Consider the following 22,463-nt stretch of genomic DNA (forward strand, 5'->3'; position numbering starts at 1 on the left):
GTAACGATAAAGCCGGTTTAAATCCGGCTCGCCTCAATTCCAAGGATTCCTGGGGTAGGTTCGTCCTCCCAGGGTTAGTCGGGAGCTAAGACGAGGCCGTAAGGAGTAGTCGATGCACAGCTGGTTTAATATTCCAGCACCACCTTATTAGAGTTCGATGCCAAGGAGTGACGGAGAAAGCTAACATGAGCGAGGCGCTGATTCTCGTTCAAGTGCGTAGGTTGCCTGGGGTTTAAATACCGGGTGTATCTGAAACACGACGAAAAGTGGAGGCTTCGGCCGAAGCAATTTGTGTGATGCTCAGCTTCCAGGAAAAGCTTCGTGGCTATTTGATAGGGTGCCCGTACCGTAAACCGACACAGGTGGAATAGATGAGTATTCTAAGGCGCGTGGGTTAAATCTCTCTAAGGAACTCGGCAAACTGACCCCGTATGTTAGCTATAAGGGGTGCCTCGCAAGAGGCCACAGATAAGAGTGTCAACCGACTGTTTAGCAAAAACACAGCTCTCTGCTAAGTCGCAAGACGACGTATAGGGAGTGACTTGTGACCAATGCGGAAAGGTGAAAGCGTGAGGTGCAAGCTTCGCGTCTAAGCCCCCGTGAATGTCGGCCGTAACTATAACGGTCCTAAGGTAGCGAAATTCCTTGTCGGGTAAGTTCCGACCCGCACGAATCAAGTAACGAGTTGACAACTGTCTCGGAGAGATGCCCAGTGAAATTGTAGTGGCGGTGAAGATGCCGCCTACCCGCAGCAGGACGGAAAGACCCTATGCACCTTTACTGTAAGCTGTTATTGTCGCTTGATTTTTAATACGTAGCATAGCTGGGAGACTGTGAAGCCTGCCTTCAGGGGCGGGCCGAGTCGAAATATGAAATACCAGTTTTTAATTGTTAGGCGTCTAACCTCGACCCATTATCTGGGCGTGGGACAGTGATAGCAGGTCAGTTTTTCTGGGGCGGAATCCTCCCAAAGAGTAACGGAGGATTACGAAGGTTCCCTCAGCCCGGTCGGTAATCGGGCTATAGAGCGCATGAGTATAAGGGAGCTTTACTGTGAGACCAACAAGTCGAGCAGTTGCGAAAGCAGGTTCAAGTGATCCGGTGGTTGAATGTGGAATCGCCATCGCTCATAGGACAAAAGGTACGCTAGGGATAACAGGCTGATCGCGCCCAAGCGTTCACAGCGACGGCGCGGTTTGGCACCTCGATGTCGGCTCATCACATCCTGGGGCTGGAGAAGGTCCCAAGGGTCCGGCTGTTCGCCGGTTAAAGTGGTACGCGAGCTGGGTTCAGAACGTCGTGAGACAGTTCGGTCCTCTATCCGCTGTGGGCGTTTGTGATTTGAGGGGTTCATTCTCTAGTACGAGAGGACCGAGAATGACGCACCTCTGGTGTTCCGGTTGTCCCGTCAGGGGCAGCGCCGGGTAGCTATGTGCGGAAGAGATAAGCGCTGAAAGCATCTAAGCGCCAAGCTCCTCCCAAGATAAGATCACAATCCGTCGCAAGACGGTGCAAGGTCCGGGTAGACCACCCGGTTGATAGGGCAGAAGTGCAAGCGTAGTAATACGTTCAGCTTACTGCTACTAATGACCTTGCCGGTTTATGCAGATCCAGTTTCTAGGCGTTTATTTGACCTCCTTACACACTTTGTTGGCTGTCTGAACTTTTTATCAATTACTCCGGCTCTGCCGTGAGTTTCCCTTCCTGGTGACCACATACCGGGGGTTCCACCCGTTCCCATCCCGAACACGGCCGTTAAGCCCCGAGTAGCCAATGGTAGTAGGACGTTAGGTCCCGCGAGAGTAGGTCGTTGCCAGGTTATGGCCCGGTTCTTCGAAAGAAGGACCGGGCCTCTTTTTTGCCCGGATGGCCCGCCTCGCGGACAATCGTCCCCCTGGCCTCCATCAACCACAACGTGTCGCGCCGCCGCTTGAGTTGTTTTCGACGTCGTATCCGTTCCACGGTTCTGCTGATGGCCATGGTTGCGGCGAAGGGATATGTTCGGCAGAGGTGTTATGTAGCCTACTGATGAAGATCCTGTCTCCGCTCATCCTCCTGCTGGTCGTTCCCGCCTTGGCGTGGGCGAGACAGGGGGCGTTTCCGGTTACAGAAACCGCGGCTAACGCCGGCATCGGCATCAAGCAAACGGGTGTCCTGACCTATCCTGCCTCCATGATGGGCGAAGGCATCTATTCCGGTGAAGTGCGCGCCGTGATCAGTGTGGACGCCGAAGGCAATCTATCGGACTGGCTTGTGACCGGCTACACCCAACCCGCGTTCGCGGAAGCGGCGTCCGCGGCGATCCAACGCTGGAAATATGAGCCAACCCTGGTCGACGGTCGCGCCCGCGCCTCCCGCGCGGATATCCTGTTTGAATTTCGCCTCGAAGGCGTGATCGTCATGACGCTGCCCGGCGCCTCGACCAAGCACGCGTTCCGGCAGATCCTCGAGGAGCGTTATGCCTACCGGCCTGTCCGTTTAAGCGAACTCGATCGGATCCCGACTCCGGTCCACGTCGTTCCGCCGGTGGCCCGCATTGACGGTCCGCCGCGCACGGTGACGGTCGGTTTCTACATCGACGAAGAGGGACGGGTCCGGATGCCCGCCGTCGAGCGCGAGTCGGCGGACGATTTACTGGCGGCGGCCGCGGTGGCCGCGGTCGAGCAATGGCGCTTCGAACCTCCGCTGCGCAAGGGCGGCCGCGTGCTGGTTTACGCGTATCAGGAATTCACCTTCAAGCCGAAGGAATGAGCCTCCTTCCGGCGATCAACGCCGGTTCGGCACCGGCAGGAGATCGACCAGCAGGTCACGCAACTGTTGCCGGGCCCGATAGAGCCTGGTCTCGATGCCGCGCTCCGAGCAGCCGGTGATCTTGGCGATTTCACGGTAGGAGAGCCGGTCGAAGTGATGCAAAAGCAAGGTCACCCGGAGGTCGTGCGGCAGGCGTCCGATCGCGGTCCGCACCGCAGTCTGGGTCTCATCTTGCTCCAGCAGTTGGTCGGGTGGTGCCTGCTCGGAGGGCAGATCCTCCTGGAACGGTCCCCCCGTGGCCTCGCCGCTGCCGTCGGCCTCCCGCCGCACGAGTGCCACGGTGGGGTGACGGCGTTTCCACCGATGGTGATTGTGGCACAGATTCGTCAGCGTGGTGAACAACCACGCGCTGAGTCGGGTGTCGGCGCGGAGACGCTGCCGCTGCTGGTACAGCTTGACGAAGGTCTGGGCGACGAGATCGTCCGCGTCCGCTTGGTTTTGGGTGTAGCGGTAGGCGAAGCTGTGCAACGGCCGTTGCCAGCGCTCGATCAGTCGGTTGAGGGCGGCCGCCTCGCCCTGTTGAAGTGCAAGCAGACAGGCCTGGTCGGTGGCGGGGTCGTTGGACACGGAGCGCGGGGTCGGCGCCAGATTTTTAGTTGAGCAAGGTTTCCACCAGGGGCTCGGCGGTTGGGACGATCCGGACAAATTGACGGCGTTGCGCGGGGGTCATCACCTCGGCCGAGGCGAGAACCAGCTGCCGGGTGGTGTCGAGGCACCGCTGATTCAGGTCGCGCCGGGTTTCCACAAAGCGGGCGAATTCCAGAAAATCCACCCGATCGGTGGTCTGGCGGGTGCGTTCAAATTCCGCAAATTCCGCCTGCATCAGGGCCACTTGCGCCGACATGGCCTGCAAGCGCGGCCGCGAGGCCTGGTGGAGTTCCTTGATGCGCGCAAATTGGCTGTCGGTCAGGCCAAGCTCGGTGCGCATCCACGCCAACTGGCCCTCCAGGGTATCGGTGCCGATGGGTTCCCGGTGTTGAAAATAGGCGAGATGGGTCGCCGTGCCGACGGCCAGGCCCAGCAACAAAATGAGGACCGGGCGCTTCATGAGCGTTTCTCCGGTTCGGCGCTGTCCACCAGCGGGTCGATCAGCTGCAGGTAGCTGCGGGCGAGCTGCGCATTCCGCTCTCGCTGCACCTGCCCAATGCGGAGTTCAGCCAGGAAGAGGCCCAACAGCGCACAGGCCGCGACAAAACCCACGGCAAAGGCCGGCCGTTCGAGCCACCGCCCAAAGGTGACCCAAGGTCCGGGCTCCAGGGTTCCCCGCGTCTCGCTGGTGGCGATCCGTTGCCAGATCTCGGCACTCAGTTGTGGAGAGGGCTCGGGGGTGGATGACCAGCGGTCAAGCAGTCGATCTAGCGGATCTTCTGGCGGCGGGGTAGGCATGGCAGGGGAATGCGAGGTTGGCCCGAGCATAACACCAGCCCGCGCGGCTGTCCTTCAAATTCTTTGCCTGCCTACTGGGCCAAAATGCCCGGCCAGGGTGGTGCGAACAGGCGCCCCACCGCACCGGACTACCGGGAACGGGCCGTGCAGGTGGAAGTGACCTTGCCGGCGTGGTATGCCCGGCTGGCCGATTCCTGCCGTTCAGGTGTGGCGCTGATAGATCCGCTGCAGGATCGATGCACTGGGCATTTGGGCCGCGGCCGGGGCGGAGGCGCTGGCTCCCGTCAGGCTGAATCGAAGCAGCAATTGCTCGTTTTCCTTGTCGAGTTGCAGGATCTGGAGAATGCGGGCCCGGGTCTTGTCCAGCGCCTGACGGAACGGCGCCCCCTCGGCACTGTGGCGCGGCACGGCGCGCAGGGCTGCGAGCGTATCATCCAGACGGGCCAGCAGGCCCTTCTTTTTCTCCAACAGCGCGGCGTCCGGCACCCGGCGGTGCTGCTGGAGAAAGCTGTTTTCCTCGAGGGCGAGCTGGTGGAGTTCGTTACAGAGTTCCTGATGCTGTTGCAGGGCTTCCATTGGCGTCATTGGCAGGGGTGGGGGGGGCGGGTGAGGGTGGGCTGACCGGGACGGCAGCGCTGAAGAATCGGTTCAATTGTTGCTCGGTCCGGCCGCTCCAGTCGAGCTGTCCGATGCGCCATTGAGCCATGCGGGCAAGCTCGATCATCTCGGGCGTATGCGGGACCTTACCGGGCGGGAGGGCGATCGTATCGACGATGTCCTGGTAGGCCTTGCCAGCGCGCTCGTTCTGACGGAGCCGTTCGTAGCACAGACCGGTCTGGTAGACGATGGGCAGGCGCCAGGTGGTCTCCTCGGAGAGCCGGGCCAGGCTTTCGTAGATGGTCACGGCGCTCATGGTGTCGCCACTCTGGAAGAAATCATTGGCGAGCTGGTTGCCGGTCCGGCGCTGCCAATAGGCCCAGCCCTTGGGGTCTGCGGAAGCGTTGCCATATTCATTGCGCAACAGGGCGAGCGTGATGCCCAGCGCCTCTTCGGTCCGGCCGAGTTTGCGGAGGGTGAGGGCGAGCAGGAACCGGGCCTCGGGCCCATGCGGGTCCGCAGGCCACTGGTCGAGGAACTGGTTCAGCTTGGTGACGGCAGGCTCGAGCTGACCGGCATTGAGCAGGGAACCGGCAGATTTGAAGTGGGCGCGGGCGCGGTCCTCGGGGGCCAGGTCCAGCAGGCGCAGGCGGTCATAGAACTTAGCCGCCTCGGCGAACTCGCCGACCTCGTAGTGGGTCTCGGCGATCTCGAATTGCGCGGTCTTGGCCAGCAGCTGGTAGTGCTCGTAGCTCTCGGGCGGCAGCTTGAGCGTGGAGTTGATGACATTGTAGAACCGGTTGATCGCGCTGCGGTAGGCCCCCATGGCGCGTTGCGACCGGCCGAGTTCCAGCAGTGCGTCGGGGATGCGCGGATCATCCGGATAAAGCTTCAGGAACTTCTCATACGTCGCGACCGCCTTGGTGAAAGTGGTTTGCTGGCGATACATGCGGGCCAGACCGAGGAGAGCGTCACGCTGGTCGGCGAGGGGAAAGCCCCGGTCGTTCATCACGCGTCGGTAGGCAATCTCTGCCGCGGCGTAGTCTTCGCGCTCCGTCAGGCTGTTGCCGAGATTGATCAGGCTGCGGGCCTCCTTCGCCTGCCACTCGGGTTTCTCCGACTTGCCAGTCGCGTGCGGCTCCGGGGCACCGTGGGCGACCGGCTCCGCGGGTTGGGCCGGCGCGGTCGGATCGAAATTGGGCGGCGGGACGGGTGGGGCGTGGACGGCGTGAGAGTCGGCGTGCGCGTCGGGGTGGGCCTCCTTGGCGACGGCCGGTGAAAGCGCGAGGCAGCCCGCGGTCAGGATTCCGCCAACGGCACGCAGGAAGGTGAACCAGGGAGGCACTACTCCACGCGATATGTGGCGGAACTGGGAGGCAGGTTGCCCGGGGCGGGCGGCACCGGTACGCCCGGCAAGATGACCGACATGTCCTCCACGGGACCACCCGAGCCAGGCAGGCGGAACAGAGGAAGAAAATCTTGGGATTGCACCTTGCGACGGGTGTCGTCGGGCAGGATTGGCAGGGCCTTCGGGGTCGGGGCTTCCGGTTTCGCGGTTTCCGACGGCAAAGGTTGCCCAGGTTTGGTCCCCGCCGCATCCGGCGATGAGACCGGGACAGGCATGGGAGGAGTGGAGGCAGCGGCTCGATCGTTGGCGAGCGAGACCGCGGCTTCTTCCGGCGCGCTGGCGGCGACGGGCGGTCCACTGGCGATCGCTTTTACCACCGGCGGCGGTACCGGGGCCGGATCCAGGAACCTCAACGCCGGCGCACCCATGGTCGCCAAGTAAGGCCGGGAGATCGGCGGTTTGATTCCCAGCGTCTGCTGCGCCGCGTAGGCGGTCGCCACCACCGTGAGATGGAGCAGGGCTAGAATCACACGGTACAGGACCGCAGTTGTCCCTCCACGCAGGTGGGACGTTGTTAAACGGCAAGGCATGAAAGGATGATGTTTCCATTTCAGCGGTGGATTCTGATTCGCTGACCTAAGACAACGGTCCATTCGGGGGACACTTGAGCGAAATAGCACGTCTCTTGCGATTTCGTTGCCTTGCTCAAGTTGCTTGAGCGCATGCTTTTGAGCAGCATCTCGCTCAGGCCAAAACGGCGCGGATTTGCCGGCCGAGCTCATCGAGGGTGTAGGGCTTGCGCAGGAAGTTCTTCTGGCCGAGTTGCTCGAACTCTGCCCGCACGTCTGGCGCCAGATGACCGGTTATAATCAGGACGCGCGCGTTGGGGTGGGTGATCTTGAGCACCTTCATCACCTCCAGACCGGTGGCGCCGGGCATGTTGAGATCGAGCAGGACCACGTCGAAGCGCTTCTCCATCCGCCCCAGCACATCGATGGCATCGAGGCCGTCGCGCGCGGTGGCCACGGTATAGCCTTTCCGGGTCAGCGTCGTTTCGAGCAGCTGGCGCAACGGGGCCTCGTCATCGACCACCAGGATGGACTCGGTGCCGCCGGGGAACTCCGTGGGTCGGGTGACCGCCGGGGCCAGCACGGCCGAATCGGCAAAGGGCAGGCAAACGCGGAATGTGCTGCCCTGACCCACGGTGCTGTCGACCTCGATGCACCCTTCGTGGCTGGCCACGATGCCATAAACCACGGCGAGGCCCAGCCCCGTGCCCTTGTTCACGCCTTTGGTGGTGAAAAAGGGCTCGAAGATACGCTCGCGCACATGGGCGGGCATTCCGGTGCCGGTGTCGCACACCTTCAGGCAGGCACAGGGCCGGCGGCCGGGCATGCCGGCGGGGATGGCGTCGCCTTCCAGCCGTTGCGTGGTCAGCGTGATGGTGCCGCCGCCGGCCATGGCATCACGGGCGTTCACACAGAGATTGAGCACGATCTGCTGCAGCTGGTTCTGGTCGGCGAGTAACGGGGGCAGGTTCTCGTCGAGGTTGAAATTGAAGGTGATGTTCCGCGGGAAGGTCTCGGCCAGCAGCTTCACGAGGTCCTGGATGTGCTGGTTGAGGTTCAGTGGTGAGACGCGCACCTCGGCCTTCCGGCTGAAGGTGAGGATCTGGCGCACCAGCCCCGTCGCCCGCTCGGCGGCGCGCTTGATCTCGCGCACGCTCTTCTGGATGACTGCGGGATCGGTGGAATTGAGCACGCACAACTCGGCGTAACCGTTGATCACGGCGAGGATGTTGTTGAAATCGTGGGCGATGCCACCGGCCAGCGTGCCGATGCCCTCCATCTTCTGCACCTGACGCAGCTGCCCCTCGAGCAACTTGCGCTCGGTGATGTCCTCCCGCAGCAGCAGCAGGTTGGAAATCTCGCCGTGGGCGTTCCGCAGGCAGCACACCTGCACGGACTCCCACACCGGGCGGCCGTCGGGGGCCTGCCGGCTGAGCTCGCCGCGCCACTCGCGGCCGGTCCGCACCTGCGCCCGGAATTCCTGATAGGCCTCCTCCCCGCTGTGGCCTTCGCGCAACACGTCGATTTCCCGATCGAGGATGGTTTCGAGGGTGAGACCGGAGGTGGCGGTGAACTTTCCGTTCACGTACTGCACGTTGCCGTCGGCATCGGTGATCGCGATCGCGATGGGACATTGCTCCACGGCGCTCGACAGCTTGTGAAACTGCTCCTCGGCCAGGCGCCGGCGCGTGATGTCGTGACCCACTGCGCGCACCGCGATGATCCGGCCCTCGACGTCGAAGATCGCCGATTCCTCCCAATCGATCCAGCGCCATCCCTGCGGCGTCAGCCAGCGCTGTTCATGGGCGATCGTATGCGGCGGCCTTTGGACCGACTCGTCGGCCCGGGCAAAGCTTTTGATATCATCCAGGTGCACCAGCCCGGGCACCGCTTTGCCCCTCAGCTGATCGGCCGGGCGGCCAAATTTCCGGGCAAAGGCCTCATTGGCCGCCATAAAGTGGCCGCTCAAGTCGCGGCAATAGGCAAACGCGGCGCTGCCGGTCCAGGCACCGAGCAAAGCCTCTGGCGGCGGGTTGGCGGAGGCCCCCGTGGGAGAATCACAAATCACGACTGGCATGTGGACTTGAAATCGGTCCGCGCCGGCAGAACTTGAGGCGCTTGTCGGGTGGGGGAGCCCCGCAGGGCCTGGCCGTCCGGGGTATTAGTTTTTACGCCGCTTGGTTCAATCGAACCTTACGGTCGGACGCTCACACCAAGCCGCTGAGCATCTGTGGCAGGCGGGGCAAGGCGTTGTCGATCGCGGCGCGGGCAATCTTGGTCTCCGGGCCGTCGGCCCCGTAGAGAATCTGCCAGCCCGCCAGATCCAGCCACGCGTCGCGGGCCACCGGCTGGATCTTTTCAAAGCCGCCATGGACCCCCGCATGGCGGACCAGGCAGTCAGCCACCTGCACGGCGGCGGCAAAGATCTGGTGCCGCGGCGCTGCCGCCGGGTCATTGTGGTACCGCACGGCGAGCACGATTTCCTCGCTCATCTTGTGCCGCTCCAGGTAGATCGCCCCGATCCGGCCATGGTCCCAGCCGATCAGCTCGGCCTCGCGTTGGCAGACGTCCGCGGAAGTTTCAAATTTCGTGGCGCAGATCTCCTCCAGTTCCTCGGGAAACGCATGCGCCATCACGACCTTGCCCACGTTGTGCAGCAGGCCCACGAGGTAGTCGGTGTCATCGTCGATGGTCACAGGCAGCGCGCGCATGATCTCGCGCGTGAGGATCGCGGTACCGAGGCTGTGCGCCCAGAGATCCTTCCAGGGCAGCGGCCTGCTGCCGGCCCCGGTCTGAAATGCGGCCATCTCCTCGATCACGGGCGTGGCCATGGCGAGTTCCCGAATCTGGCGCAGCCCGAGGAAGAAGATCGCCTCCTCAATGTTGCTCACGCTGTTCGAAAGGCCGTAGTAGACTGAATTCACCATCCGCAGCAGCCGCGCCGTCAGCGAGGGATCGCGCCGGATGATCTCGGCGATCTGCGATGACACGCTGCTCTCCGAGTTGACCAGCTCGCGCAGCGCTTGGTTGATCCGGCCCAGCGACGCGAGCTTCGGGCAGTTGTTGATCCGCTTCCGGATGATATCCTCCGAGTACCGGGCGGCGGCCATGGGCGGGTTGGATGTGATCGACATGGTGGGCGGAAATGCCTGCGCCCCGCCGGGGTGGCCGGAGGTGACGCAGGACTGGCCAAACAACGTCGCGCGCGGGATAATCTTGAGCGTTTTCCCTGTGTTTTGCCGGTACGAACTCACTGCGGCCCCGTGGTTTTGCGCTTAAGCCGGGGCCGCGGGCGCCGATGCAGGGGGAAGCGAATCTCCCCGTCTCCTTCCCGGCGCGGGACGTTTGCGTTTTCCCGCATGCCTCCCGCCCAATTCCAACGCCTCCTGCAGGAAGGTCTCGTCCACCACCGGGCGGGGCGGCTTAGCCAGACGGAGGCACTTTATCGCCGGGCACGGGCGCTGGCCCCCAACCACTTTGATACCCTGCACCTGTCGGGCATCCTCTCGCTGCAGACGGGCCGGACCGCCGAGGCGGTCGACCTGCTTATCCGTGCGCACCGGCTCGCGCCCAAGAACGCCGCGTGCGCCCAACGGCTCGGCCTGGCGCTGACCATCGCCGGGCGCGCCGTCGAGGCCGAGGCTCCGCTCCGCGCCTCGCTGGCGCTGGACGAGAAATCCGCCGAGGCTTGGGACACGCTCGCGCACTGTCTCAAGGTGCAGGACCGGCTCACCGCGGCTCTCGAGTGTCATCAGCGCGCGGTGGCCCTGCAGCCGGCGTTTGCGAAGGGACACTACAATTGCGGCCTCACCTTGAGCCTGCTGGGGCGCCACGCCGAGGCGCTCGCCTGCCACGACCGGGCCCTGGCGGTCGACGCCACCTACGCCAAGGGCCACTACGGCCGCGCCCAGGTGCTCCAGCAGATGCACAATATTCCGGAGGCCATCGCCGCGTATGATCGCTTCCTCGCGTTGGAACCCGCGAATCTCGAGGCGCGGGGCTACCGGCTCTACGCCCTCAACCACCTCGACGGTCTCGACCGTGACCGGCTCTTTGCCGAACACGTCGCCTATGGCCGCGCCGTCGACCGGCAGTCGGTGCCCGCCTTTGCCAACCTGCCGACTCCCGAACGCCGGTTGCGACTGGCCATCCTTTCGCCGGACCTGCGCTCCCATTCCTGCGCCTGGTTCCTGGAGCCGCTGTTGCGGCATCTCGATCCCGCGCAGTTTGAACTCTATCTTTACCATGATCACTTCCGGGAGGACGAGGTCAGCGCGCGGTTCAAGGCCCTGGCCACCGTCTGGCGCAACTTTGTGGGCCGCCCGGCCGATGACGTCGAGCGCGCCATCCGGGCCGACGCCCCCGACATCCTCGTGGATCTGGTGGGCCACACCGGCATGACGCCGCGGCTCCCGCTCTTCGCGAAGCACCTCGCCCCGGTACAGGTGAATTACCTCGGCTATCCCAACACGACCGGCCTGACTGCCATGCACTACCGCTTCACCGACGCGGTGGTGGATCCCGTGGGTGAAGCCGACGCCTTCGCCACGGAGAAACTCGTGCGTTTCGCGCCAACCGCCTGGACCTACCAGCCCCCGGCCGTCACGCCCGCGGTCAGTGTCCGGAATACGAATCCGGGAACGGACGGCGCCGCATCACCGCCGGGGATCACTTTCGGTTGTTTCAACAACGTCGCGAAAATCTCCGACACCACGCTCGGCCTCTGGGCCCGCGTGCTCGCCGCCGTGCCGGAGTCCAAGCTGCTCCTCAAGGGGCGCGGCTTCGCCGATGAGGGCTTCCGCCGGAAATACTTCGACCGCTTCGCCGCCGCCGGCCTGCCGCCCGAGCGGGTGGAATTTCTCGAACGTACGGCCCGGACGGAGGACCACCTCGCGCTCTACGGCCGCGTGGATATCTCCCTCGACACCTTTCCCTACCACGGCACCACGACCACCTGCGAATCGCTCTGGATGGGCGTGCCGGTCGTCACCCTCATGGGGGACCGCCACATCGCCCGCGTCAGTGGCAGCCTGCTTACGGCCATCGGCCGATCGGAATGGATCGCCCACACGGCCGACGACTACGTCCGCATCGCCATGAAACTGGCCGCTGATCCCACCAAGCTGGCCCAGATCCGGGCGGGTCTCCGCGATCAGGTGAAGCATTCCCCGCTGGGTGATCATGCCGGCCAGTCGGCCCGGTTTGCGTCCGCGCTCCGCGATTGCTGGACCGCGTGGTGCGCCACCCGCACCAGCGCCCGCGCGGTGGCCTAGACGGGTGGATCACCGGCGCCTCAGGCGTAGCTCACGTAGGTGTCCTGAATGGAAGCCGTGATCCGGTCGACGGTTTCGGCCCCGGCCTTGAGCAGGGTGATGCCGAGATCAATGCAACGCCCCGCAACCGCCGCGCGCTCGTCGTTGGCCAGGGCCCCTCGTCCTTGGAGCCAGACAAACAAATCGCGGCCCTGTTGAATCGCCTGCTGATCAGTCATGACCGACCGGCGATACTGTAAGAGGGCCTCGCTGTAGGCGATGCACTTGCTGCTCAGGATGGCTTTGGGCGTGGGTTCTGCCATGGGAAGGCCCCAGCTATTTCCGGTCACCCGGGCCAAGGCAAGACCGTTGCCGGTCGCGGCGTCCTTGGTGCCGGGAAAATTTTGCCGGATGGACACGACGGCGGCGGGACTCAGGCGGATGGGAGATTCCAGGTCAGGTAAATAAAAATTCTTCCTGTTTGGCTTCAGGAGATTACGCAAGGTGGGGGACTGATGGGCGCGGGCCTTGCAACCGGCAGGATGCTCCCAACATGCGTGCCCTGATTTTAACCGGTTCACCTGCCAGCCCGACTTCGCCGCTGCGCGTGGTCGGCGAGCAGATCGTGGCGGGCCCGGATTGGCCTGATGCACAAACCCGTGATGGCCTCTGGATTTCCCTGCGGACACCCGTGGGCCATTACGATCTGGCCGATCTGCTCAGCAAGATCCCCGCCGACCAGTGGCCTGAAGAGATCGTGTGCCTCGCGGACCTGACCGGCCGCAGCCAGCCCCGCAACCTGGGTGCCTTCGCCGGTACGAAGACGCTTCTCCTCCCGGCCTGCGCGGATGAAGCCACGGATCTCCCCGCGGTCCTGAACAGCATCGGCTGCGAGCCCTTCGATTGCGTCTGTCCCCTTTCCGCCCCGCTCCGGATCGCCTCCTGATGTCCTGAACCCGTGTCGCCATGCCAACTACCGCCGACCGCCCCGCTGTCCTGCCCCTTTCCGCCCTGCTCGAGCGCTGCCTGCTCGCCGCCGACCTGTACGCCGAGTCGCCCGACCAGCCGGAGTTCACGGCCAAGCTGAACCTAGCCCGGCACGAGGCCGCGAGCGCCATCATTCTCCTCGGCCAAAACACGCCGGCGGAGGTCAAGGCCGTCATTGATCTGCAACGCAAACTCGCCGCCTCGGGCGCCACGGATGCCGTCGTGGATGCTGCCGATCTCGACCTGGCCGAGCAGTTGCTCGCGAGCGGCCCGATGGGTCTGCTCGCCGCCATGGTCGTGGTGCCGGCCAGCCAGTGGCCCGGGGCGCCGGCACTGGCCGATGTCCCTCCCGGACTCTGGCCCGCTTACACGGCCTGGCTCTTCCATGCTCCGCAGGGTTTCTGTGCCGTCGGCCAGGCCGAGGCCTATGGCGCCCACTATCTTCGCCGGCTGCAGGAACTCGCCGACGCGGCTGCCGCCAAGCCGGACGCGTTGCAGGTCAAGGCCGCCCTCCAGGTCTTCGCGACGCTCAACAACACCATCGCCCTCTATTTCACCACGGATTCCCTGCGCCGGCACATGGAGCTTCGCGGCCGGCTCCTGACCGCAGCGGCGCGCGTGGACCGTCGTACGAGCTTTCCCGCCACCCCGCGCGCCGGCCGCCGCCTTCGCGTGGGTTTTGTGAACCGGCACTTTGGCTCGCAGACCGAGACCTACACCACGCTGCCCACTTTCGAGCACCTCGACCCCGCCCGCTTCGAGGTGCAACTTTTCACCCACCACGATCGCGGTACGGCCCTGGAGCAATATGCCGCCGCCCGCGCCGGCGCCCACACGGTTCTCCCTGAGAAACTCGAGGAACAACTCAAGGTCCTGCGCGCCGCCGCCCTCGATGTCGTCGTCTTCGGCACCAATGTAACCGCCGTTTGCCACGAGGTCACCCGCCTCGCCCTGCACCGCGTCGCACCCCTGCAGGTCGTCAACAATTCATCCTACACCACCACCGGCCTGCCCGAGATCGATCTTTACGTGTCCGGCACCGCCACCGAGCACGCCGACGCTCCCGCGCATTTCACTGAACGTCTCGCCCTCCTGCAGGGTCCCGCCCACGCCTTCAATTACGAGGCCGACCGTCAGCCTCCCGTTGGCTGCTGGACTCGTGCCGCTCTCGGCTTCCCGCAGGAAGCGGTGGTTTTCGTCTCCGCGGCCAACATCCACAAGATCATTCCTGAGATGCGCGTGGCCTGGGCTCGCCTCCTTGCGGCGGTGCCCGGTTCCCGGCTGCTCTTGCACCCCTTCACTCTGAACTGGTCGTCGACTTTATCCACCAAGCGCTTCTGTGCCGAGTTCGACGCCGTGCTCGCGGCCCACGGCGTCGCCTCCGATCGCCTCGTCGTCTCGAGCGTGCGCTTTCCCTCCCGCTGCGATGTCGGCGAACTGCTCAAGGTGGGCGATCTCTACCTCGATACGTTCCCCTTCGCCGGCGCGAACTCGCTCATCGATCCGCTCGATTCCGGTCTCCCCGTGGTCACGCAGGAGGGCGACAGTTTCCGCTCCAGCATGGGCGCCGCGCTGCTGCGCCAACTCGGTCTCGCCGAACTCATCGCACCCGATGCCGCCTCCTATCACGACCTCTGCGTGCGCCTGGCTGGCGATCCGGTGGCCCGCGCCGCCCTACGGGCCCGTATCACCGCGGTGATGGAGTGCCAGCCCCTCTTTCTCGACCCCCTCGCTGCCAGCGACGGCTTCGGCGCCGTGCTCGAGCAGGCCTATGATGAACTCGCCGCTCGCGGCCGCGAGGCCTTCCGCCGCGACAACCGCCCGATCGTGGGGCCCGAGGTCTTCTCCACCGCTTTCCGCCAGGCTCGGGGCCGCGCTCTGCTGGCTGAGGGCGAGGCCACCCGCGCGACCGACTATTTCCTAAACGCCGTCCAGCAGGACGGCCGCAACCCCTCCCTTTGGCACGATCTGGCCGATGCCTTGCGCCGCAGCGACCGGATCGACGAGGCGGTCCAGGCACTGCAGACCTGCCTCCAACTCGACTCCCACCATCTCGCCGGCTGGCAGCTCCTGGCCGAGCTTTCCGAATCGCTCGGCCATGCCGAGCTGCTGACCGAAGCCCGCGGCATGCTCGCCACCTTGCAAGCCGGACCGTCCGGCGATCCGGCCCTTTGCGTGGCGTAGGTTATGAAACGGCCGAGGCTGTTTCTCGCTGAAAATACGGATCACTCTCGGCGGCAAGTTTTGCCTGATTGCCTGATGGCTACAAAAGAATGCGGCAACCAACTGATCATCAGATGATAACCTGATGAAAGCAGGTGATGGCACGAGATATGGTATAAGCGTGTTGTGATCTCCAGCGCAGCAATCTCTTCCCCTCGTGCCACTTGAGGTCATGCCGATGTCAACGATACCGACCAGTCACACGGCTTTGCGACAATTGCAGGATCAGATAGCTCCGGTGGTGGAGCTTTTGCCACCCATTGTTGAAACGCCGCGCCGATGGGGGGAGATCGACTCATACGGAGCCAATTGGATGATCGCGCGCCGGCTTGGGTTGTCCAAGCCGCTTGAGACGTATGCGACGATCAACTGGAATCATGGTATAACCGATCCCGGTCAGGTCAGCGGCGAACCTTCGGAACTGTGCAGCGTATTAAATTACAAGTTTCGGAATGAAGGGCGCGATCGGGTGGTCCTCGTCGACAATGAGAGGACGGAACGACTCCTGAGGGCCGCCGGATATCTGCGTACGCGCGCCATCGGCCTGCCGTTTATTTACGAGGAACAGGAAACGAATATCGCGCGCCTCCCCGGGAGCGTACTAGCCATGGGGACCCATTCGACGCCTTGGTTCTCGCTCTTCGATCCGAAGGTGAACCCGGTCGACGGACAGTCCCCCCACCTTGCTTTTCCCCGGGCGGTTGCCGCGTTGCGGGATCGCTTCAAACTTGTGGTGGGCTGCATTGGAGCAAGCGATGTCCTGCTGGGCAACTGGATCAATGCCTACGAGCACAATGGCCTTCCGTGGGTGACCGGGGCGTGGATCAATGATCGGAATGCGCTGCTGCGCATGCAGCGCCTGTTCCGCTCATTCGAGTACGTTGCGACAAATGCGGCAGGCTCGCATGTCTTCTACGCCCTCTATTGCGGCTGCAAAGTGTTCTGGTACGGCGATGATACGGATGTGAGCATGTTGCAGGTTGCGCGGCTGGACCCGGCATCCATCCGGCACACCAACGATTCGACTGTCGGGAAAATCCAAGAGGGGGATGCGCGGTTTCGGGAGCTATATCCATTTCTGTTTTGCCCACCCCAGGAGGCCGTCACCAATGTTGCGGTCGGGCAAGCTGTGCTTGGTGAATCGCACCGCGTGCCGCTTGAGGAGGTCGCGGCTTTGCTCGGCTGGAAACTGAAGCGGTCTGTAGAGGGCAACTGGCAGCCAGCGGATCCGCTCGATTATTGCTCAATTGAGGAACTGATAGCGCGCTTCAAGGAGACATTGAAATCCGGGGATTCCGGCACCCTGAAGGACCTGCTGCTGGCTTTGGTCTCCCGCGGGAAAACCCCCCGCAACGGTTACCTGGCGCTCGCGCACAAGTATGCCGCCGAGGGACGATTGGCCGAGGCCCAGGATGCCGTGGCGGAAGAACTGCGGCATCATCCCGACAACGCCGAGGCCGCGAAGTCCCTTTCAGCCCTGGCCCGGCGGTTATCCGTCGGAGATTCGGCGGGGCCGACCGTTCGGCCGCGGCGGGTGCTGTTCCTCGCGCACGGGCCGGGGCAGGTGAACGGACCGAATATCTGGCTGACGCGCCTGTTGCCTGAACTGAAGTCCCGCGGCTTTGAACCGCGCGTGCTGATGTTCATGACGCGAGCGGGTGAGTGCCCGATTGCCGGGCAACTCCGGGCGGCCGGGGTGCCGGTGGATGAGCAGCCTTTCGCCCACACCGAGGACATGATCCGGAAAATTCTCGGTCACGTGCAGGCCCACCCTTGCGAGGCCTTCGTACCCAATTTGAACGTACCGGGCTATTTCGCGGCCGAGCACCTCAAAGCCGCGGGGATTCCCACCATCGGGGTGTTGCATTCCGATGATGACTTTCATCGCGATCTGATCGACGAGTTCATCCGCGACCGCCAGGGCCGCTACCTTTCGGGCGCGGTCGTGGTGTCGGACTTTCAGGAGGAAGTGATGAGGAAGGTTACCTGCGGCTCAACCCTGGTCGTGCGCGCGCCTTACGGGGCGCCCGTGCCCCCGCAGGTGGCCATGTATTCCGACCGTCCCTTCCGGTTCATTTATGTCGGCCGCCTCGTGGAGGAACAGAAGCGAATCTCCGAAACCGTGACGGCGATGATCGAAATCCTGCGCCGTCATCCTGCCGCTGAGTTTACGCTTTGCGGCGACGGCACCGCCCGATCCGCGGTCGAAAAGCTCATCGCCCAGTCCGGACTGGGTGACCGAATCCACTTGCTCGGCAACCGACCATCAACGGAGGTGGCCACCTTGCTGCTGGCCAGCCAGGCGTTCGTATTGCTCAGCGACTACGAGGGCATTCCGATCGCGTTGATGGAGGCGATGGCGTGCGGCGTCGTACCGATCTGTACACAGATCCGTAGCGGGGTGGGTGAACTCATCCGGTCCGGGGAAAACGGCTTGCTGGTCGCGGATCGCGGCCCGGATTTCATAGCCGCCGCTGAAAAGCTGCTGACCGACTGTAAAACATGGGCCCGCTACTCGCAGGCGGCCCGGAACACCATCGAGCAGGGATTCTCCATCTCATCGAACGCCGGACATTGGGCTCGATTGCTTGACCAACAGATCGCCACGGCGCCCCGCGAGGGTCGGCCCATCCTCATTCCGGCGGAATTTCATCTTCCTCCTGTACGCTCCAACCCGAAAGGCATCGCCCGCGAGGACCGCCGGCGACCGAAATCTGCCATGACTTCCGCCGCCCCGCACCCGTTCATCAATCCGCCCCTTGAGCTCAACAATATCGATCTTTATGTTGTCCGCAGCGGTATCCTCCGCGCTCTAAAGGAGGCCCTGCCTCAGTTCCACGGCACTTTCCTTGATATCGGTTGTGGCGTCATGCCGTACCGGGAGTTGATCACCGCCGCCCCGTCACGCGTGAACCGGTACATCGGTCTCGATATGGAAGGCTCGGAGATCTATCAGGCAAAGGTCGACCTGCGCTGGGATGGCAAACGCATCCCTCTGCCCGATGCCTCGGTCGACTCGGCCATGGCCACCGAAGTTTTGGAGCATTGTCCCGAGCCGCTCATCGTTCTCCAGGAAGCCCGCCGCGTGCTCAAACCTGGTGGCGTGTTCTTTTTTACCGTGCCCTTTCTCTGGCCGTTGCACGACGCCCCCTACGATTTTTACCGTTACACCCCGTTTGCACTGGAGCGGCTTTTGAAGGAGGCCGGATTCGAATCCATCGAGCTCCGCGGTACCGCCGGCTGGAATGCCAGTCTCGCGCAAATGATCGGGCTCTGGCTGAAACGCTCCCCGCTGGCGGCCGCCGAGCGCAACCAATGGGCCCGCGAACTCTGGCCGCTCTTCCAAAAGTTGGTGGCGACGGACACGCTGCCCGCTGATGCCCGTGCCGGCAACACCATGGTTCCCGGCTGGACGGGTATGGCCCGGGTGCCGGTCGCCCAGGCGGAACCGGCCAGACGACAGACCGCGGGAGATCTCCCGGTGGTGTTGGTCCGTTCGCACGAGTTCAACTACTCCGAGACCTTCGTCGAGGATCACGTCAATCACCTCACCTCGAACCTGACGCTGCTCTATGGCTATCCATTCCCGCGGTTCCAGCGGGGCGGGCAGTCCGTGCTGCCGGCCGGCACGGAGCAAAAAATTCAAGCCACTCTGGCCGCCAAGGGCCCGATCACCGGTGAGCTGTGGGCCGAGTATTCTGCTGGCCTCGCTGCATTCCTCGCCCGGTCAGGAGCTAAGGCCGCCCTTGTCGAGACCGGCCTGATGGGCGCCTTTGTGCATGAGGCGTGCGAACAGGCGAAATTGCCCTTCGTGGTGCATTTTCATGGGGTCGATGCGTTTGGCCGGGAACTGCTCGAACGGTGGTTGCCACGCTACCGCAAATTCTTCGCCAGCGCGGCGAGCACCCTTGCGGTCTCCCACGCGATGCGCACGCAACTGCTCCAGCTGGGTGCCCAGCCGGAACGTACCCTGCTCGCACCCTACGGTGTGGCCATCGACCTCCCGGCCCTCGCCCAACCCGCCAAAGCGCCCCCGCATTTTGTCGCCGTCGGCCGTTTCGTCCAGAAGAAGGCACCGCATCTCACCCTGCAGGCTTTCGCGGCGGTGCACCGGGCCATGCCCGAGGCCCGGCTGGTGATGATCGGCGACGGCCCGTTGCTCGCGTCCTGTCAGCAGTGGACGGTCGACCACGGGCTTGCGGCCGCGGTGACTTTCGCCGGCGTCCAATCGCGCGACGGAGTCTCCCGCGCCATGGCGGCGGGCCGGGTCTTTGTGCAACACAGCATCGTGGCATCAAACGGCGACAGCGAAGGCCTGCCCCTGGCGGTGCTGGAGGCGGGCGCCCATGGCCTGCCGGTCGTCGCGACGCGACATGCGGGTATTCCCGACGCCGTGCGGGACGGCGTCGACGGCTTCCTTGTCGCGGAAAAGGACGTTGAGGCGATGGCCGGGGCGATGCTCCGTCTGGCCCAGGATTCCACGCTGGCCGCGCGGCTTGGCGCCAGCTTCCGCGAACGCATCGCTGCGGAGTATTCGCGGGATGGTTCCCTCACCCGTTTGCTCTCCATCTTGCAGGCAGCGGCGCAGTCCGACCCTCGGCCACAGGGTGCAATGGAACCGACGGATATCACGCCGGCACTCACGCCACGCGAGACGGTCGCAGAGGATCGCAACAATCAGAACGCATACTTGGAGTTGGCCGCCGCGATGATCGATGAGGGGCAAATTGCCGGCGCCTACCTGGCGGTGGCCGAGGCCCATCGTTTGTGCGGTGGAGCCGACCAGACCAAGGATGCGCTGCAGCGACTGGAGGAACACGGCGCACTTTCCCTGCCCCAGGTGCAGGCCTACCGGGAACGGGTCGGATGGATGCCACGGGAGAAGCATCCCGCCCCGCACCGCATCCTGGTTGTCACCAATCTGCTTCCGCCCCAGGAAATGGGGGGCTACGGGCGGACCGTGTGGGAATTCTCGCGCGAATTGATGGCGCGCGGGCATACCGTGAGGGTGTTGACGGCGAACATGCCGCACCTCACGCGCAAGCCGACCGCTGAACATGAGGCATTCGAAGCGCAGGTTCGGCGTACATTGACTCTCACCGGCGACTGGAAGGGCGGGGTGGTTGTCGTCGAACCGGACGCGGGGCGGCGCAAAGCGATTCTACGCGACAATCTCCAGACGATTCTGAGCGAGATCGACACTTTCGCCCCGACTGTGATCATGGCGGGTAACCTCGATTTCGTCGGCCATTTCTTTATCCAGCCGGCGCTGGATCGTGGCATTCCGGTGCTCCATCGTCTGGGCAATGCCTATCCCGGGTACGATCCCGCGCAATCGCCCAAAGGCCCGTTGTTTTGTCTCGCGGGTTGCAGCGCATGGGTAAACGACGGCCTCCGGGCGAAGGATTATCCTATCTCGCGTTACGAAGTGGTCCCTCCCGGGTCACCGTTGACGGAGTACTTCCGCGCATGGACTCCGCAGCGCAAGAAGCTCCGTATCGCCTATGCCGGACTGCTCATGCCATACAAGGGCGCGCATGTGCTGGTGAACGCCCTCGCGCTTTTGGTGCGAGCAGGCATTGATTTCGAATGCACCCTCGCGGGGGACACGACCCGACCGGAGTATCTCGAATCCATGCGCGCCGTCGCGGCCGAGCACGGATTTCTCGAACGTCTCCACCTGCCGGGCTTCCTCGCCAAGACCGAGCTGGCAGCACTTTATGCACGCTCTAACGTGCTGGTGTTTCCGAGTGTGTTTGAAGAACCCTTCGGGAAGACGCAGATCGAGGCGATGGCTGCGGGACTGCTGGTCATCTCGAGCGGTAGCGGCGGGGCGTCAGAGATCGTGGAACATGGCAAGACCGGTCTGCTCTTCAAGGCCGGCGATGCGCGGGCGCTCGCGGAGCGGCTTGCCGTCGCACACCGCAACCCTGCGGCCGCCGAAAAAATCGCGATGGCCGGCCAGGCCCGCGCCTTTGAGTTCACGACCGAGGCCTCGGTTTCCCGCATCGAGGAGGTCTTTGATGATCTGCTGTCCGCCCCTGCTCGAGATGTGATGGCGGTTGGCGAGAGGTAGGCCACCTCGCGTTATGATGCGCCGGATCCGGATTTGTTATTTTAATGCCTGGGCCGGCCGACTGGAACCTGCGGCTGATTACCTCGGCCGCGTGCCTGCGCTGGACCTACGGCCGCTCGTTACCGATCCACGGGACCGCGAGCTCCTCCGCAAGGCGCGTCTCGACTGCGACTGGTACGCGGCCAACGCCCGCTGCCTCGCGGCGCTGGCCCATCCCGCGCTGGAATTTCTCCCCGCCTGGGTGGTAGGCCCCAAGGCTGTGCTCGACCTCGCCAAGGCCCCGCGCGATACCGGCGAGGAACGCTGGCTGATCACCATGGCCCACCAGCCCCAGCAGCTGGGTGATCTGGCCGGCAAAGTCTTTGCCTTTTTGGCCAAGGCGGGCGTGCGCCACGGTTTCTATGCCTTCGACGAGGCCAGCCGGTTCATGCCGTGCTTCAACGCGATTGCCCCGCACCTCGATCTCCTCATCCACGACGAGCGGCCCCTCGCCGAAGCGGGCCGCGCCTTGCTTCGTCCCGCGTGCGTAACCCGGCGCCGGAGCTGGGTCGCCAACTTCGCCCCCGGCGAGGCCACCTTCAACGAGGCGCCGGAGGAGAAGATCTACTTTCTCGGATCCCAGATGGGCCTGACGGCCCACCGCCAGCGCCAGATCGACTTTCTCAAACAGCGTTTCAAAGACCGCTTCGTGGCCAGCCATGACCACAGCACCCCGGTCGACGGACGCGCCGCGCTGAACCGGTACAAGGTCGGTTTTTGTCCCGAAGGCCGGAAATTCGCCACCCCGGCCATGAGCGCCAGCCACACCGACCGGCCCTTCTGGTCGGGTTGCTTGGGCATGGTACCTGTCAGCGAAGATTCAAAAGCCGGCGGGCGCCTGGAAAAACTCCACGCCGCCGGACTGATCATGCGCTACGCCCACGGTGATCTGGCCTCTCTCGCCACGGCCTGCGAACGGGCCCTGGCCATGGATACGGCCACTCGTCGCCGCATCCACGAGCACTTCACTGCCCACGAAACGGTGGGGGCGGTGTTGGCCGAGGCGATTGCTGCGGTGTGAGGTGGCGGGCACGCCCATAGGGCGGGCAGGGGCGACCTGAAACTATCGGCTCTATAAGACCTATACGCCGTATGGGGTCCCTATCTGTGGACGCAAAAAACCTCCGGGGGTGGGACCCGGAGGTTTTTTACGGATAGAGAAGGCCCCTGGAAGG

The 22,463-nt window shown here is 63.9% G+C and carries 15 protein-coding genes and 2 rRNA genes (1 of these 17 running past the window's edge); 8 read left to right on the forward strand and 9 right to left on the reverse strand.

Translation table 11 applies throughout. The features are described 5' to 3' along the window. The 3 genes from Verru16B_RS10595 to Verru16B_RS10605 form a co-directional block, all read left to right on the forward strand. Positions 1 to 1,608 (forward strand): 23S ribosomal RNA (locus tag Verru16B_RS10595); it begins 1,302 nt to the left of the window's first position. 95 nt (positions 1,609 to 1,703) lie between these two features. Next, positions 1,704 to 1,819, forward strand: a 5S ribosomal RNA gene (gene rrf / locus Verru16B_RS10600). 209 nt (positions 1,820 to 2,028) lie between these two features. Next, positions 2,029 to 2,751: a TonB family protein gene (locus Verru16B_RS10605; protein ID WP_069962257.1), complete on the forward strand. Its 723-nt coding sequence runs from the start codon at positions 2,029 to 2,031 to the stop codon at positions 2,749 to 2,751. A 15-nt stretch (positions 2,752 to 2,766) separates the two neighbouring features. Here the strand turns inward: Verru16B_RS10605 and Verru16B_RS10610 are convergent, their stop codons facing one another. From Verru16B_RS10610 to Verru16B_RS10640, 8 genes are all read right to left on the reverse strand, one after another. Further along, positions 2,767 to 3,378: an RNA polymerase sigma factor gene (locus Verru16B_RS10610; RefSeq protein WP_069962258.1), complete on the reverse strand. Its 612-nt coding sequence runs from the start codon at positions 3,376 to 3,378 to the stop codon at positions 2,767 to 2,769. A gap of 25 nt (positions 3,379 to 3,403) precedes the next feature. Further along, entirely contained in the window at positions 3,404 to 3,859 is a 456-nt protein-coding gene (locus Verru16B_RS10615) for a Spy/CpxP family protein refolding chaperone (RefSeq protein WP_069962259.1), read from the reverse strand. Next, on the reverse strand, positions 3,856 to 4,197 hold the full coding sequence (locus Verru16B_RS18335) for a hypothetical protein (protein ID WP_157772380.1): 342 nt from the start codon (positions 4,195 to 4,197) through the stop codon (positions 3,856 to 3,858). The genes Verru16B_RS10615 and Verru16B_RS18335 overlap by 4 nt, the downstream gene beginning before the upstream one ends. 201 nt (positions 4,198 to 4,398) lie before the next feature. Continuing rightward, the gene (locus tag Verru16B_RS10620; protein ID WP_069962260.1) at positions 4,399 to 4,773 is read right to left on the reverse strand and encodes a hypothetical protein; all 375 of its coding nucleotides are present in this window, start codon (positions 4,771 to 4,773) and stop codon (positions 4,399 to 4,401) included. Beyond that, positions 4,739 to 6,139, reverse strand: a complete 1,401-nt coding sequence (locus Verru16B_RS10625; RefSeq protein WP_069962261.1) for a tetratricopeptide repeat protein — start codon at positions 6,137 to 6,139, stop codon at positions 4,739 to 4,741. Before Verru16B_RS10625 ends, Verru16B_RS10620 begins: the two co-directional genes overlap by 35 nt. Continuing rightward, a complete protein-coding gene (locus tag Verru16B_RS18130; RefSeq protein WP_069962262.1) occupies positions 6,139 to 6,672 on the reverse strand; it encodes a hypothetical protein in 534 nt (177 codons plus the stop codon). The genes Verru16B_RS10625 and Verru16B_RS18130 overlap by 1 nt, the downstream gene beginning before the upstream one ends. A gap of 214 nt (positions 6,673 to 6,886) precedes the next feature. After that, entirely contained in the window at positions 6,887 to 8,788 is a 1,902-nt protein-coding gene (locus Verru16B_RS10635) for a hybrid sensor histidine kinase/response regulator (protein ID WP_083270277.1), read from the reverse strand. A gap of 130 nt (positions 8,789 to 8,918) precedes the next feature. Next, positions 8,919 to 9,845: an HDOD domain-containing protein gene (locus tag Verru16B_RS10640; RefSeq protein ID WP_069962264.1), complete on the reverse strand. Its 927-nt coding sequence runs from the start codon at positions 9,843 to 9,845 to the stop codon at positions 8,919 to 8,921. A 225-nt stretch (positions 9,846 to 10,070) separates the two neighbouring features. Between Verru16B_RS10640 and Verru16B_RS10645 the strand changes: the two genes are divergently transcribed. Next, positions 10,071 to 11,984 (forward strand): O-linked N-acetylglucosamine transferase, SPINDLY family protein, encoded by a 1,914-nt coding sequence (locus Verru16B_RS10645; RefSeq protein ID WP_069962265.1) that lies wholly within the window; start codon positions 10,071 to 10,073, stop codon positions 11,982 to 11,984. A 20-nt stretch (positions 11,985 to 12,004) separates the two neighbouring features. Here Verru16B_RS10645 and Verru16B_RS10650 read toward each other — a convergent pair whose 3' ends face one another. Then, a complete protein-coding gene (locus tag Verru16B_RS10650; RefSeq protein ID WP_157772381.1) occupies positions 12,005 to 12,466 on the reverse strand; it encodes a hypothetical protein in 462 nt (153 codons plus the stop codon). A 50-nt stretch (positions 12,467 to 12,516) separates the two neighbouring features. Between Verru16B_RS10650 and Verru16B_RS10655 the strand changes: the two genes are divergently transcribed. The 4 genes from Verru16B_RS10655 (at position 12,517) to Verru16B_RS10670 (ending at position 22,309) form a co-directional block, all read left to right on the forward strand. After that, entirely contained in the window at positions 12,517 to 12,909 is a 393-nt protein-coding gene (locus Verru16B_RS10655) for a hypothetical protein (protein WP_157772382.1), read from the forward strand. Positions 12,910 to 12,929: 20 nt separating this feature from the next. Beyond that, positions 12,930 to 15,134, forward strand: coding sequence for a tetratricopeptide repeat protein (locus Verru16B_RS10660; protein ID WP_069962268.1), 2,205 nt, complete (start codon positions 12,930 to 12,932; stop codon positions 15,132 to 15,134). A 196-nt stretch (positions 15,135 to 15,330) separates the two neighbouring features. Then, on the forward strand, positions 15,331 to 21,249 hold the full coding sequence (locus Verru16B_RS10665; protein WP_157772383.1) for a glycosyltransferase: 5,919 nt from the start codon (positions 15,331 to 15,333) through the stop codon (positions 21,247 to 21,249). Positions 21,250 to 21,340: 91 nt separating this feature from the next. Beyond that, entirely contained in the window at positions 21,341 to 22,309 is a 969-nt protein-coding gene (locus Verru16B_RS10670) for a hypothetical protein (protein ID WP_157772384.1), read from the forward strand. The last annotated feature ends 154 nt before the right edge of the window (positions 22,310 to 22,463 follow it).

The organism is Lacunisphaera limnophila (genome assembly GCF_001746835.1).
In the GTDB taxonomy this organism is placed as follows: Bacteria; Verrucomicrobiota; Verrucomicrobiia; order Opitutales; family Opitutaceae; genus Lacunisphaera; species Lacunisphaera limnophila.